The sequence below is a fragment of the Longimicrobium sp. genome, assembly GCF_036388275.1.
In the GTDB taxonomy this organism is placed as follows: domain Bacteria; phylum Gemmatimonadota; class Gemmatimonadetes; order Longimicrobiales; family Longimicrobiaceae; genus Longimicrobium.
Map to the genome: position 1 here is coordinate 70297 of NZ_DASVSF010000051.1, position 12914 is coordinate 83210.

A 12914-nucleotide genomic window follows, 5' to 3' on the forward strand; every position below is an offset into this window, starting at 1 on the left:
ACGCGGCATTCCCGCGTCCTGACGGAGACGAAGCCTGATGTACGGAAAATACGCTTTGAGCCTGGCCGCGGCACTCGCCGTGGTGGGGTGCTCGGGGTCCGGGGGCTCCGAATCGGAGGACCCTCCGGCCCAGGCGGCACGCGATACCGCCACCGCCGCGGCGGGCAGCGCGCACGCCATGCACGATACCACGGCCGCGGACTCGGGCGCGGCGCAGGGGATGGCGGGGATGGACCATTCCACGATGCCGGGAATGGACCACGCAGCCACGGCCGCCGGCGGGCCAGCGGGCGCGGCCCACTCCGGCGAGCACGGCGCCGCGTCCGCAGGAGCGACCGGGCACGCCGCCATGGGCCACTCCGGAGCCACCGGCTCCGGGACGGCGGGGGCCGACCATGCCGGGATGAACCACGGGGGTGCGACGGGTACACGGCAGAGCAGGGCGGGCGCGCACGCCGGCATGAACCACGGGGGTGCCGTCGAAACGCGCCGGGCCGCGGCTACGGGTGGCCACGCCGGCCATACGCCTGCCCAGGCGCAGGGTGCCGGCCACGGGGGCATGGCGCACGCTGGGCAGGCTGCGAGCGGCCGTGCACAGCAGGGGGGCGCCGGGGGCTCGGCCCACGCAGCGATGGGGCATGGGCAGGGCACCTCCGCGGCCGCTGGCGCGCACGCCGGAATGCAGCATACGCCCGCCGCCGTCAGCGCCCGCGGGCACGCGGGGATGGCCCACGCATCGGGTGCCCTTGCAGCGCGCAACCGGGCAGCCGACGAAGGCACCCGGAAGCTCCTGGACCTTGCGGGAGAGCTGGTGCGGGACCCCACGGTCCAGCGTGAGATCCAGCAGGACCCCGCGCTGCGCGAAGCCTGGTCGGATCCTGGCGTGCGCCGTGTGATGACGCAGCCGTGATGCGCGTCCGCCGCGCCGCAGGGTAGCCGCCAACCCAGACAACCACGTGCCGTTCCACACGAGACGGCGAGGGTCCCACCGGACCCCCGCCGGGCCGGCGGCTTGCCCGCCCCCGACGGCAAGGGAGACATAGCCTGTATGCACGGACCCTTCACCGCCCGCGTCTTTCGCATGCGTCCCGGGAACGCTCGCGGGAGATGGACAGCGGCGCTCAGGCTGCTCCTGACCACGCTGACGCTGCTCCTGCCCGCCCGGGTGCACGCACATGGCGCCCTCCAGCGGTCGGAACCGGGCCAGGGCGCCCACCTCTCCACCCCCCCGCGGGAGCTTCGGCTCACCTTCAACGAGAGCGTCGAGCTGGCGGTCGCGCGGCTGCAGCTGATCGGACCCGACAGCGCCTCCGTCGAACTGGGGCCGCTGGCGCTCGATCCCGACTCGGCCACGGTGCTGATCGCGCCGGTCCAGGGCGGGCTCATGGCGGGCATCTACACAGTCGCCTGGCAGGTGGCGGGGGCGGACGGCCATCCCGTCCGCGGGACCTACACGTTCGTGATCGCCCCTGGCGCGGCCGGTCTGGCCGGTCCCGTGGCACCCGGCGCGGAACCGCCCCCCGTCACCCACCACGACCCTACGGCACTGCCGTCGGGCGAAGGGTTCGACGCCGAGTCCCCGCTCTACGTGCTGGTGCGCTGGCTCACCTACCTGGCGCTCACCGGCGTCATCGGAGCCACGGCGTTCCGCTTCGCCGTGCTGCCGCTGACCCGGCGCCAGGGGTCCTCGGGCTTTGACCACCTGCTCGGCCCCGCGGCGGCGCGGGCGGCCCGCCTCGGGCTGGCCGCCTCGGCCCTGGTGGGCATCGCGGCCGTGCTCCGGCTGTACGCGCAGTCGTATGCACTGCACGGCGGGGCCCGCGTGCTGGAGCCGGCCTTGGTGGGCACGATGCTCACGCGGACGCTCTGGGGATGGGGGTGGCTGCTGCAGGCCGTGGGAACGGCACTGGCCCTTGCGGGCTTCGCGGCGGCGGCAAGGCCACGCCTGCAGCTTGGGCCAGTCAGGGAGGCCGCACCTGCCGAGCCCATCCCGGTGCTGGTCGGCTCCGCTTCCGCCCCTGCGCCGGCCTATGATGACGGCGAGCCGGGACAGCGGAGTGGTGCGGCCACGCTCGGTGCTCAGGCAATCCCGGGCGCGCCATGGCTGCTGGCGGGTGTCGGCGCACTTGCGCTGGCGTTCGCGCCCGCGCTGTCCGGCCACGCCGCCGCCGTCCCCCGGCTGGGTCCGCTCGCCATCCTCGCCGACGCGCTCCACGTGATGGCGGCCGGCGGGTGGATCGGAGGACTCCTGGTGCTGGTCGCGGCGGGCATTCCGGCGGCCATGCGGCTGGAGCGCGAAGAGCGCGGGCCGGCCGTCGCGGCGCTGGTGAACGCCTTTTCCCCGACGGCCCTGGCCTTTGCAGGCGCGCTGATGCTGACGGGGCTGTTCGCGGCCTGGCTGCACATGGGAAGTATCCCCGCGCTCTGGGAAAGCGGCTATGGGCGGACGCTGCTCGTAAAGCTCGGGGTGCTTTCTGGAGTGTTCGCCACCGGGGCGTACAACTGGCTCAAGGTCAAACCGGCACTCGGGGACGAGCTCGGCGCCACGCGGCTCCGCCGCTCCGCCAGGGTGGAGATCGCGATCGGTGCGCTGGTTCTCCTGGTGACTGCCGTGCTGGTAGCCACGGCACCGCCGATACGGCCATAAGGGTAGCTTGCTTTACTCGGCGACCTCGCCCTGGCCGCGGAGCAGCGTGAGCGTGAACGTCGATCCGGCGCCCGGCGTGCTCTGGACCGTGAGATCGCCTCCCATGCCGCGCGCCAGGTCCCGGCTGATGGCAAGGCCAAGCCCCACCCCCTGCTGCGAATCTCGCGTGAGCTGGCGATCCAGCTGCACGAACGGATCGAAGATGCGGCCCAGGTGCGTGCCGGGAATTCCCCGCCCGGTGTCGGACACACGGATGTGGAGAGTCCCGGCGCCTTCTCCGTCCGGCTCGGCGCAGGTCACACTCACGCGGCCGCCCCGCGGGGTGAACTTGATCGCGTTGGTGAGCAGGTTGAGCAGGATTTGCCGAAGCTTCTCCGGATCGGCGCGAGCCAAGGGCGGAGACCCCGCCCCCCCCGGCGTGCATTCGCGCCTGTGCTCCAGTCCGTGCTCGCGCAGCTGCGGGAGTACGAGGTCAAACACGTCCTCCGTGACCTGCGCGACCGACACGTCGCACATTTCGAACTGCACCTGCCCCGCGTCCAGGCGAGCAAAATTCAGGATGTCGTTGATGAGCGACTGCAGGTACTGCCCTGCACGGCGGATCCGCTCCAGGTCGGCGAGCTGCTCCGGGGTCACGGGCCCCCGGAGCCCCATCTCCAGCAGCTCCGCGTACCCGCCGATCGCGTTGAGCGGTGTTCGCAGCTCGTGGCTCATCGTCGAAAGGAACTCGGTTTTGGCCAGGTTCGCGACCTCGGCCTCGGCGCGGGCCTCGCGCTCGGCGGCAAGCAGCCGGGCGCGTTCGATCGCCTGCGCGGCCTGCCGGCCGATGGCGAGAAAGAAGGCGCGGTCGTGGGGCGGGAGCGGGCGCGGAGCATTGAAGGTGAACGACATGGCGCCGATCACCTCCCCGGCCACCGAGAGGGGCACCGTCGCGAGCGCATGGGTACCCAGGCGCCGCCATACATCGGTGATTTCGGGAAAGCGCGCAAAGAGCCCGTCGGGCCCGTCCTGCGCCTCGATGAAGATGGGCTCACCGGTATTGAGGCAGGCCGCTCCCGGGCCGGGCATGTCGAGCGTGAACCGTCCGTACCGCGCGAGAACGGCATCGTCCAGACCCGACTGCCGCACGATCACCACTTCATCGGTGCCGGGCACGCGTGTGAAGAGCGCGCCCGTCGTTGCCCCTGCGGCGGCCACCCCCCGGGCAACGACCACGGCGGCGACATCCTCCACGGTGATGGTAGCGGCGAGTGCCGCGGTGAGCGTCTGGAGCCGCTCGGTGCGCGAGGCAGCCTCCACGGCCTCGTCGCGCGCGGCGCGCTCGGCCTCCACGTCGGTGTTGGTGCCGAACCAGCGCACCACCTGCCCGTTCGTGTCCGTCACGGGCATGACGCGGGTCAGAAACGCACGAAAGCGCCCGTCGGCGCCCCGCAGCGGAAAGGTCATTTCGAACGCCCTTCCACTCGCGATCGACGCGCGCCAACCCTCCAGCACGCCGGAAAGGGCGGCCGGGTCGTGAACCGACTGCCATCCCCACCCTTCCATCTGCCCGGGCGTGGTGCCGGTGTACTGGTACCACCGCGCGTTGTACCAGTCGATGTAGCCGTCCGCGCGGGCCGTCCAGGCGAGCGTGGGGATGGCATCGGCCAGCGTGCGGAACTGGCTCTCGCTCTCCCGGAGCGCCACGGCCGCGCGCTCGCGCTCCGTGACGTCGCGCCAGAATACGACCAGGCCTCCGTCGGCGGCCGGGTAGGCGTCCACGTCGGCGACCAGATCGAGCCGTCCGTCGCTGTAGTCGTGGGTGAAGTGCGCCTCGACCTTATCCAGGGCTACGCGCCGGTAGTGCCGCTCGAAAACGCTGCCCACGGTGCCCGGGAATGCCTCCCAGATGCTGCGGCCCAGGAGCGCCTCGCGGGCCAAGCCGGTGCTGCGCTCCATGGCCCCGTTCACGGCCGCGAAGCGGAACTCCGCGTCGAGCACGAAATGCGCGTCGGCCATTGCCTCCAGGATGCTCTGCGCGCGGGCACGCTGCGCCTCGGCCGTGCGCTGTGCCGACTCCGCCTCCTCCGTGCGCTCCTCCAGCTGGGCGGCCGTCGCCTGCAGCTCCTCGGTCTGCGCCTCCAGCTCGATCGTCTGCTCCTGGAGCTGCTGGTTGACCAGCTCCAGCTCCAGCCCCTGCTCCTGGAGAAGCGCGTTCTGCTCCTCCAGCCGCGAGCGCGCCTCGTGCTGCCCGGTGATGTCGCGGAGCGTGAGAACGGAGCCGATCTGCCGTCCGTCCTCGTCCACCACCGGCGCCGCGCTCCCCTGCGCAATGACCATCGTGCCATCGGGCCGCAGGATCTTCCACTCCGCGTCCACGACGGTTTCACCGCGCGCCACGGCGCGAGCCAGCGGCAGGTCGCCGGGGGCGTACGGCTCCCCCCGTAGCGTAAAGAGCCCGTACGACTTGCTGTAGGAGTCCACGGGCACCCCCAGCCTGGCGACCCCGTGGATGCGCCGGGCCGCCTGGTTGACGAAGGTAATCGTTCCCGAGGCGTCGGTGAGGATTACCCCGTCCGACGTCTGGGCCAGTGCCGCGGCAAAGGCGTCGTGGTGCCCCCCGGCGTTCGCCGCCAAGTCGCCGGCGTCCCCGCGTTTTTCCGGTGCCTGGGTCATGGGTTCCGTACACCGAGGATCGGCCAGGAAGGGAAAACAAGGAACGCGCGTCCTGCGAGCGCGCGTTTCCATACCCACCCGTCCGGGATCGAGAGTGCAGGGACGGGAAGGTCCATCCGGCAATCTCTGGTTTCGCCCGGGCACAGCGCAAGCAGCCGGTCACTGGCACCAGAGCCCGCGGAGGAGTGCAAACGGCGAGATGAACGGGCGGAACAGCGTGCCTGGTGAATGGTGGATCCCGCCTGCGTGAGCCCGACGGACGTGTCGGACGCCACGGTGGACGAGCTGGTGTCCCTGATCCTCGACTCGAGCAGAACTCGCGATTCTCATTCGGCTCGTGATCGGTGCCCTCGTTCTCCTGGTCACCGCCGTGCTGGTGGCCACGTCACCGCCCATGCGCCATGAAGCCGGCCTGAACTGCAGAGCGTGCATATTTACGGCACGAGCGGACAGGTCGTTTGAGAACCAGCCAAGGAAGCGAGTGGTTGCGGTGTAGTTTTATTGAGAGTAAAATAGCAGGCGCATACCCAACCCTTGCCGATCACCGCCACATCTATGTCGTCGCCCAATCTGCGGTCGTAGCAGCCACTCTCTACGCGGGTCAGGTCAGGCCATGAGCGACCACGGCCATCACGGACGCCCCCAGACGCCGACCGGCGGCACCGAACCGCCGGCGGGCGATGGGCATCCGCTCGCCCACGCAAGCGTGCACAGCGCTCATGGGGCGCATTCCGGCCACGAGGAGCACGACAAGCACGCCGGCCACAGCGTGGAGATCTTCCGGCGCAAGTTCTGGCTGACGCTGGCACTCACCGTCCCCACGGTGCTGTGGGGGCACATGCTGATGTCCCTCACCGGCTGGCACGCGCCGGCGTTCCCGGGCTCGGGGTGGATCCCGCCGGTCTTCGGGACCGCCGTGTTCCTGTACGGCGGGATCGTCTTCCTCCAGGGCGCCCTCGGCGAGCTGAAGGCACGGCTGCCGGGGATGATGACGCTGATCTCTCTCGCCATCACCGTGGCCTTCGTGTTCAGCGTGGCGGTGACGCTCGGCTTCCCCGGCATGCCGCTCTGGGAGGAGCTGGCGACGCTGGTCACCATCATGGTCCTGGGCCACTGGATCGAGATGCGATCCATCACTCAGGCACAGGGCGCGCTCAAGGAGCTGGCGAAGCTGCTGCCGAACACCGCCGTGCGACTGGTCGGCGAGGGGATGGAGGAGGTGCCGATCGACCAGCTGCAGGACGGCGACATGGTGCTCGTGCGGCCCGGCGCCGGCGTTCCCGCGGACGGCACCGTCGTCTCGGGCGAGAGCTCCGTCGACGAGTCGATGCTGACCGGCGAGTCGCGGCCAGTGAAGAAGCGTGGGGGCGAGACCGTGATCGCCGGCACCGTGAACGGCGAGGGCTCCCTCCGCGTGCGTGTAACCGGCACGGGCGAGCGCACGGCCCTCGCCGGGATCATGCGCCTGGTGGAACAGGCGCAGACGTCGCGCTCGCGTGCGCAGGCGCTGGCGGACAGGGCGGCCTTCTACCTGACCATTATCGCCATCGTCGCCGGCGTCGCGACGCTCGCCGCCTGGCTCGCGATCCGGCCGGGCGACCCCGCGTTCGCGATCGAGCGGATGGTGACGGTGCTGGTGATCGCCTGCCCGCACGCGCTGGGGCTGGCCGTGCCGCTCGTGATCGCGATCTCCACCACCGTGGGCGCGCGCGGTGGGCTGCTGGTGCGCGACCGGCGCGGGCTGGAGGAGGCGCGCAACCTGACTGCTGTCGTCTTCGACAAGACGGGAACCCTGACGCTCGGCGAGCACCGGGTGGTGGACATGGCCGTCGACGGGATGGACGAGGCGGAAGCGCTCCGGCTGGCTGCCGCGGTCGAGCGCGACTCCGAGCACCCGATCGCGCGCGCGATCGTCACGAGCGCGGAGGAGCGCGGCATCACGCCGCCCGCCGCCGAAGGGTTTGCCGCGATCCCCGGGCGCGGCGTGCGCGCGCGGGTGGAGGGACGCGCCCTCATGGTCGGCGGTCCCAACCTGCTGGTGGCGGAAGGCGTCGTCCCGCCGCCAGCGCTCGCCGAGGCCGCCGACCGCGCGGCGCAGGCGGGCCGCGCCGCCATGTTCATGCTGGAGGGCGGGCGTGCCGTGGCGATGTTCGCTACCGCGGATGCGATCCGCCCGGAGTCGGCGGAGGCCGTGCGGCGCCTGAATGACGCGGGCATCGAGGTGGTGATGATGACCGGCGACGCGCAGGCCGTGGCCGACGCCGTCGCGAAGGAGCTCGGAATCGACACGGTCTTCGCCCAGGTGCTGCCGGAGCACAAGGCGGATCGGATCCGCGAGCTGCAGGCGCGCGGGAAGCGCGTGGCGATGGTGGGCGACGGGGTGAACGACGCGCCCGCGCTGGTCAGCGCCGACGTGGGCGTCGCCATCGGCGCCGGGACGGACGTGGCGGTGGAGGCCGGCGACGTGGTGCTGGTGCGCAGCGACCCCCGCGACGTTCCGCGCATCATCGCTCTCTCTCTCGCCACCTACCGGAAGATGATCCAGAACCTCTGGTGGGCGGCCGGCTACAATATCGTCGCCATCCCGCTGGCCGCTGGCGTGGCGTACCGCTGGGGCGTGGTGCTCTCGCCCGCCGTTGGCGCCGTGCTCATGTCGTTCTCCACCGTGATCGTGGCCATCAACGCGCAGCTGCTGCGGCGCGAATCGCTCGGTTGACCCTTCACCGACACAGGAACTTTCCATGACGCACTCTCGCCGGGTTCTCCGCCCCGCCCTCCGCGCCGGGGCAGCCCTGATCGCGGTCGTAGCCGCCGCGACCGCGCTCTTTGCCCACGACTTCTGGCTGGTCCCCGACGCATTCCGGGTCACGCCCGGTGGATGGATTGAGGTACGGGGGCAGACCAGCAGCCTGTTCCCCACCAGCGAATCCGCGGTTGCCCTGGACCGCGTGGCCGACGCCCGCGTGATCTCCGCGGGGAGCGAGGAGGCGATCCGGAACCTGTCGCACTCCGGCACCTCCCTGGTGCTCCGAAGCCGGCCTGCCACTCCCGGACAGCGGATCGTCGCCGTGAGGCTCCATCCCCGCTCGGCGCGCGAGTCGGCGGAGTCGTTCCGGCGCTACCTGGAACTGGAGGGGGCTCCCGAGGCCCTGGAGCGGTACGGGCGCGAGGGCCTGCTTCCCACCAGGGACAGCGTGACGCGCCGGTACGCCAAGTATGCGAAGACGTTCGTGGAGGTGGGCCGGGGCGGCCCGCGTGCCTGGGAGCGCGTTGCCGGACACCCGCTGGAGATCGTGCCGCTGGCTGATCCGTCTACGGTCGTGCTCGGCGACACGCTCACCGTGCGCCTCCTCTACCGCGGCCGTCCCCTCGCCCATGCACGGCTTCACGCCGGTGCCGCGCCTCGCGGCGGCGGCACCGGGGTCCTGGGCGAGGACCCGCACCTGGAGACGGACGGCAACGGCGTGGCGCACGTCTTCATCGACCGCATCGGCCTGTGGAACGTCCGCACGCTGCAGATCGTGCCGGCCGATCGGGGTTCCGGCGCAGACTGGGACGCGCACTGGGCGACGATGGTCTTCGACGTGCCGCAGCGGGGCAGCGGAATGGGGCCGGGCAGGCCGGCTCCGGCCGTGGGGAACCAGGCCCGATCGGACTCAGCGGCGGCGGCGGCGGTCGTCGAGCGGTTTCACCGCGCGCTCGCGACGGGAGACAGCGCGGCCGCCCTGGCCCTCCTTGCCCCGGAAGCCACGATCCTGGAGAGCGGGGGCGTGGAGACCCGGGCGGAGTACCGCGGTCACCACCTGCCGGGAGACATCGAGTTCGCGCGAGCCGTGCGGAGCGAGCGGGGCCCGGTCCGGGTCACCATACGGGACAATGTCGCATGGGCGGTATCCACGAGCACGACGCAGGGGGAGTTCCGGGGCCGGCAGATCAACTCCTCCGGCGCGGAGCTGATGGTACTTACCCGCAACGGTACGGGATGGCTGATTGCCGGGATCCACTGGTCGTCCCGTACACGCCGTTAGCGGGGGGCTTGAGCCCTGGCGTGGTCCCGCGTAAAGAAGCCGGGGTTGTTCATTCATCGCTGGACGTGGTGCCAGCGGGTCCGGAGGCCATCTGGCCGTTACCCGTCGCTGGAATCAGATTCAGGAGCGGAGCTATGGCTGGTCAGCGAGGACCCGAGAGGGGAGATGGCGAGTCTGAGCGCTTTAGCGTCCTGGCGCCGTAGCGCTCCACGTACCAGCCGGCCCGCTCCAGTGCACCGGGGTCCATTCGTTACCCGGTCTTCCTCGACGAACTCCCAGTCCACGACGCGGCTCGCCTTAAGTTCCAGCCGTCGCTCGAGATCACCGAGAGCGTCCTCGTGGAGCCGTCCGGCTCGGCTCTCCGCATCTTCGAGGAGCTTCGCGCGCGCGGAATCCAGTTCGCCATCGACGATTTCGGCACCGGCTACTCGTCCCTGGCCGTTCTATCTGCATCGCCTCCCCGTACAATCCCTGAAGATCGACCAATCGTTCATGCACGGCCGCGAGGGCGACGCTGAGATCATCCGTGCCGTCATCTCTCTGGCCCACGGCCTGGGAATGGACGTCGTTGCCGAGGGGGTGGAAACCGGGGAACTCCGCGACCAGCTGCGGGAACTGGGGTGCGAGTTCGGCCAAGGATACATGTTCGCGCCGGCGCTGGACGAGGCGGGTCTGGACGGCTTCTTGGCGCGAGGCGGGAGCGGGTGACCGGGGGGAGCCGGCGAAGATCCCGTGGCGGGCTCGGCCCCAGCGTGCAGGCGGCCCATGATGTCGCAGAGCGAGTACGGGACATGCGCGGTTTCGGAACGCAGCGCGAGCGCGCACCTCAAGAGACCGCGAACAGCTCTCGCCTCGCCTCTGTCTCTGCCTGCAGGCGGCCGCACATGAGGTCGCAGAGCGCGAACACGTCAGCGTCCGCGAGGGCGTAGCGCACGTACAGCCCCTCCTTGCGACGGGTGACGAAGCCGAGCGAATGGAGGAGCTGCAGGTGCTTGGAAACGTTGGCCTGGCTCAAGCCCGTATCTTCCATCAACTCCGACACCGTGCGCTCGCCTTCCCGCAAGGCGTGCAGCAGGCGCAGTCGCGCAGGCTCGCCCAGCGCCTTGAAGCGCTCGGCGACCAGCGCGATCATCTCCGGGGTAAGCGGCAGCATGGCCACGGCAACTCCTTTCTCCTTGATTCCATAAGCATATTCCAATATAGTTGATTTGTCCGGGTGAGGCAATCCGCCCGGCATGACTTTCGGCGACACCGAACATCTCGGTGAAGCCCGCATCACTGAATGCGGAGGAGGAACAAAATGGCAACGCAGACCAGCCGATACGCCATCTCGGCGACGGTGCGGCTACCCTACCCGGAGGCGGTCGAGCGCACCCGCGAGGAACTGGCCCGCGAGGGTTTCGGCGTACTCACCGAGATCGACGTGGCCGCCACGCTGAAGAAGAAGCTCGACGTGGATTTTCGGCCCTACGTCATCTTGGGTGCGTGCAACCCGGGCATGGCCCACCGCGCGCTCAGCGCCGAGCCGGACATCGGGCTCCTCCTCCCCTGCAACGTGGTCGTTCGCGCGGGTGAGCGGGAAGGAACCAGCGAAGTGCTGGCCATGGACCCGGAAGTTGCCCTCTCCCTCGCTGACAATCCTGAGGTCGCCCCGGTCGCGAAGGCGGTTGGCGAACAGCTGCGGCGCGTGGTGGACCGCGTGGCCGGGAGCGCGCCCGCGTAGCTGCGGCGGCGTCAGGTCGCGTCGGGCTCCCGTCCGACCGTGGCGCCGGCCCGCCGGGCCAGGACGAGAAGCGCGAGGACGAAGACACCGAGGGAGTCCGTCGCCTGGTGCTCCGCGGGTAGAGATCCGCGAGCAGGAACATACCTGCTCCGGCGAGCACCGCCCCCAGCACGGGTCGGCGGGAGGTCAGGGGGCTGATTTGCAACGGGGCGCACCCAGGCGATCCGAGGCGCGATGGCCGCGGTACCGGCGGCAGGAACGAGCGTGCGGACACCGTGTGAGGCCGGCGCCGAAGGGGTTGACCCCAGCGCAATACAACTATATAGTTATTTAGTTGGTGCGGCTTGTCGCACCCCGGACGGAATCCCGTAAACGACATACGATAGCGATGATGAAGATCAATCAGCCGATCGCCCCGGTAGTGGGGGCGGGAGAACTTGCGGCGCTGCTGCGCGAACAGCCCGGCATCCGGCTGCTGGACGTGCGGACGCCCGGCGAGTACGAGTCCGTTCACATCCCCGGCGCCTACAACGTGCCGCTCGATACGCTGGGCGAGCACGGGGACGAGATCCGGGCGCACGTGGAAACGCCCGTGGTGCTCGTGTGCCAGTCGGGGAACCGGGCGCGCAAGGCCGAGGAGGCACTGCGCCAGGCCGGGATGCCGAACCTGCACGTGCTCGACGGCGGCGTGAACGGGTGGGTCGCCGCCGGGCAGCGCGTCGCCCGGGGAGCGGAGCGCGTGTCGCTGGAGCGCCAGGTCCGGATCGTCGCCGGTGCGCTCGCCGCCACGGGGGGGCTCCTGGCCGTCGGCCTGAACCCGCTGTTCGGCCTCCTCGCCGCGTTCGTTGGGAGCGGGCTGGTGTTCGCAGGTGTGACCGACACCTGCGGTATGGCGATGGTGCTTTCCCGCCTGCCCTACAACCGTCCCGCGTCGTGCGACGTAGACGCGATGGTCCAGGCGCTGAAGACCGGGGCGGCACCGGCGGGGATGGGCCGCGCGCCGGCCGCTTCGGCCGGAACCGCATCCTGCTCCCGATGAAGGAGCCGAGATGACGATCCTCACGGCGGCGCTTGCACTCCTAGTCGGTCTGTCCCTGGGGCTGCTGGGTGGCGGCGGCTCGATCCTGACCGTCCCGATTTTCGTGTACGTGCTCGGCTTTGCGCCCAAGGACGCCATTGCGGCCGGGCTGGCGGTGGTCGGCGCTGTGAGCCTCTTCAGCGCGGCCGGGCACTGGCGGGCGGGGAACGTGGCTCTTCGGCCCGCGATGCTCTTCGGGGTCGCGTCCATGGCCGGCGCCCTGCTGGGGGCCCGGCTCGCTGTCGTGGTGAGCGGCGCCGTGCAGCTGTTCCTCTTCGCCATCGTGATGCTGGTGGCGGCGGCATTCATGCTCCGCGGCCGCAAGTCCGGGGTTGAGGAGACGGGAACCCCCGCAGGCCCGGGCGTGATCCTGCCGGTGGGTGTGGGCCTCGGCATCCTGACGGGGCTTGTGGGCGTTGGGGGTGGCTTCCTGATCGTTCCCGCGCTCGTGCTCCTTGCGGGGCTGCGGATGAAGCAGGCGGTGGGGACGAGCCTGGCCGTGATCGCGATGAACTCCGCGACCGGGCTCGCCGGCTATCTGGGCCAGGTCGAGCTCGCCTGGACGGTGATCGCCGGCTTCACGACCGTCGCTATGCTGGGCAGCCTGGCGGGCGTGCGGCTGGTCAGGCACGTGCCGCAGCGCTCCCTGCAGCGCGGGTTTGCCTTGTTCCTGATGGTGATGGGACTGCTGATCGTGTACCAGAACCGCGGCGTGGTGCTGCCACCCGCTCATTCGTCCGGCGACATGGGCGTGACCGCGGCCGGCCGCTGAACCGAAAGGGC

At 70.6% G+C, this 12914-nt stretch carries 11 protein-coding genes; 9 read left to right on the top strand and 2 right to left on the bottom strand.

The features are described from left to right. Positions 1–37: 37 nt before the first annotated feature. Together VF632_RS09755 and VF632_RS09760 are read left to right on the top strand one after the other, a co-directional pair. Positions 38–910, top strand: a complete 873-nt coding sequence (locus VF632_RS09755; RefSeq protein ID WP_331022689.1) for a hypothetical protein — start codon at positions 38–40, stop codon at positions 908–910. 138 nt (positions 911–1048) lie between these two features. Further along, positions 1049–2647, top strand: a complete 1599-nt coding sequence (locus VF632_RS09760; RefSeq protein WP_331022690.1) for a copper resistance CopC/CopD family protein — start codon at positions 1049–1051, stop codon at positions 2645–2647. A gap of 12 nt (positions 2648–2659) precedes the next feature. Here the strand turns inward: VF632_RS09760 and VF632_RS09765 are convergent, their stop codons facing one another. After that, a complete protein-coding gene (locus VF632_RS09765) occupies positions 2660–5302 on the bottom strand; it encodes a PAS domain-containing protein (protein ID WP_331022691.1) in 2643 nt (880 codons plus the stop codon). A gap of 613 nt (positions 5303–5915) precedes the next feature. Between VF632_RS09765 and VF632_RS09770 the strand changes: the two genes are divergently transcribed. The 4 genes from VF632_RS09770 to VF632_RS28035 all read left to right on the top strand — a co-directional run bounded on the left by VF632_RS09770 (position 5916) and on the right by VF632_RS28035 (position 10038). Next, entirely contained in the window at positions 5916–8018 is a 2103-nt protein-coding gene (locus VF632_RS09770; RefSeq protein ID WP_414682888.1) for a heavy metal translocating P-type ATPase, read from the top strand. 25 nt (positions 8019–8043) lie between these two features. After that, entirely contained in the window at positions 8044–9330 is a 1287-nt protein-coding gene (locus VF632_RS09775) for a DUF4198 domain-containing protein (protein WP_331022693.1), read from the top strand. Between the two features lie 320 nt (positions 9331–9650). Continuing rightward, positions 9651–9848 (top strand): EAL domain-containing protein, encoded by a 198-nt coding sequence (locus VF632_RS28030; protein WP_414682889.1) that lies wholly within the window; start codon positions 9651–9653, stop codon positions 9846–9848. After that, positions 9778–10038, top strand: coding sequence for an EAL domain-containing protein (locus tag VF632_RS28035; RefSeq protein ID WP_414682890.1), 261 nt, complete (start codon positions 9778–9780; stop codon positions 10036–10038). The genes VF632_RS28030 and VF632_RS28035 overlap by 71 nt, the downstream gene beginning before the upstream one ends. A 118-nt stretch (positions 10039–10156) precedes the next feature. Here the strand turns inward: VF632_RS28035 and VF632_RS09785 are convergent, their stop codons facing one another. Further along, positions 10157–10582 carry a metalloregulator ArsR/SmtB family transcription factor gene (locus VF632_RS09785; RefSeq protein WP_331022695.1) on the bottom strand — a complete coding sequence of 142 codons (426 nt, stop codon included), beginning with the start codon at positions 10580–10582 and terminating at the stop codon, positions 10157–10159. A gap of 48 nt (positions 10583–10630) precedes the next feature. On the opposite strand from VF632_RS09785, the gene VF632_RS09790 reads away from it, so the two are divergent. The 3 genes from VF632_RS09790 to VF632_RS09800 all read left to right on the top strand — a co-directional run bounded on the left by VF632_RS09790 (position 10631) and on the right by VF632_RS09800 (position 12903). Next, positions 10631–11053 (top strand): DUF302 domain-containing protein, encoded by a 423-nt coding sequence (locus VF632_RS09790; RefSeq protein WP_331022696.1) that lies wholly within the window; start codon positions 10631–10633, stop codon positions 11051–11053. Between the two features lie 388 nt (positions 11054–11441). Beyond that, entirely contained in the window at positions 11442–12092 is a 651-nt protein-coding gene (locus VF632_RS09795) for a rhodanese-like domain-containing protein (RefSeq protein ID WP_331022697.1), read from the top strand. A 10-nt stretch (positions 12093–12102) separates the two neighbouring features. Next, positions 12103–12903 (top strand): sulfite exporter TauE/SafE family protein, encoded by an 801-nt coding sequence (locus VF632_RS09800; protein WP_331022698.1) that lies wholly within the window; start codon positions 12103–12105, stop codon positions 12901–12903. Positions 12904–12914: the final 11 nt, after the last annotated feature.

Bases quoted from the DNA above. Each gene is read 5' to 3' on its own strand.
- VF632_RS09755 (WP_331022689.1), top strand. From the start codon at position 38: ATGTACGGAAAATACGCTTTGAGCCTGGCCGCGGCACTCGCCGTGGTG.
- VF632_RS09760 (WP_331022690.1), top strand. From the start codon at position 1,049: ATGCACGGACCCTTCACCGCCCGCGTCTTTCGCATGCGTCCCGGGAAC.
- VF632_RS09765 (WP_331022691.1), bottom strand. From the start codon at position 5,302: ATGACCCAGGCACCGGAAAAACGCGGGGACGCCGGCGACTTGGCGGCG.
- VF632_RS09770 (WP_414682888.1), top strand. From the start codon at position 5,916: ATGAGCGACCACGGCCATCACGGACGCCCCCAGACGCCGACCGGCGGC.
- VF632_RS09775 (WP_331022693.1), top strand. From the start codon at position 8,044: ATGACGCACTCTCGCCGGGTTCTCCGCCCCGCCCTCCGCGCCGGGGCA.
- VF632_RS09790 (WP_331022696.1), top strand. From the start codon at position 10,631: ATGGCAACGCAGACCAGCCGATACGCCATCTCGGCGACGGTGCGGCTA.
- VF632_RS09795 (WP_331022697.1), top strand. From the start codon at position 11,442: ATGATGAAGATCAATCAGCCGATCGCCCCGGTAGTGGGGGCGGGAGAA.
- VF632_RS09800 (WP_331022698.1), top strand. From the start codon at position 12,103: ATGACGATCCTCACGGCGGCGCTTGCACTCCTAGTCGGTCTGTCCCTG.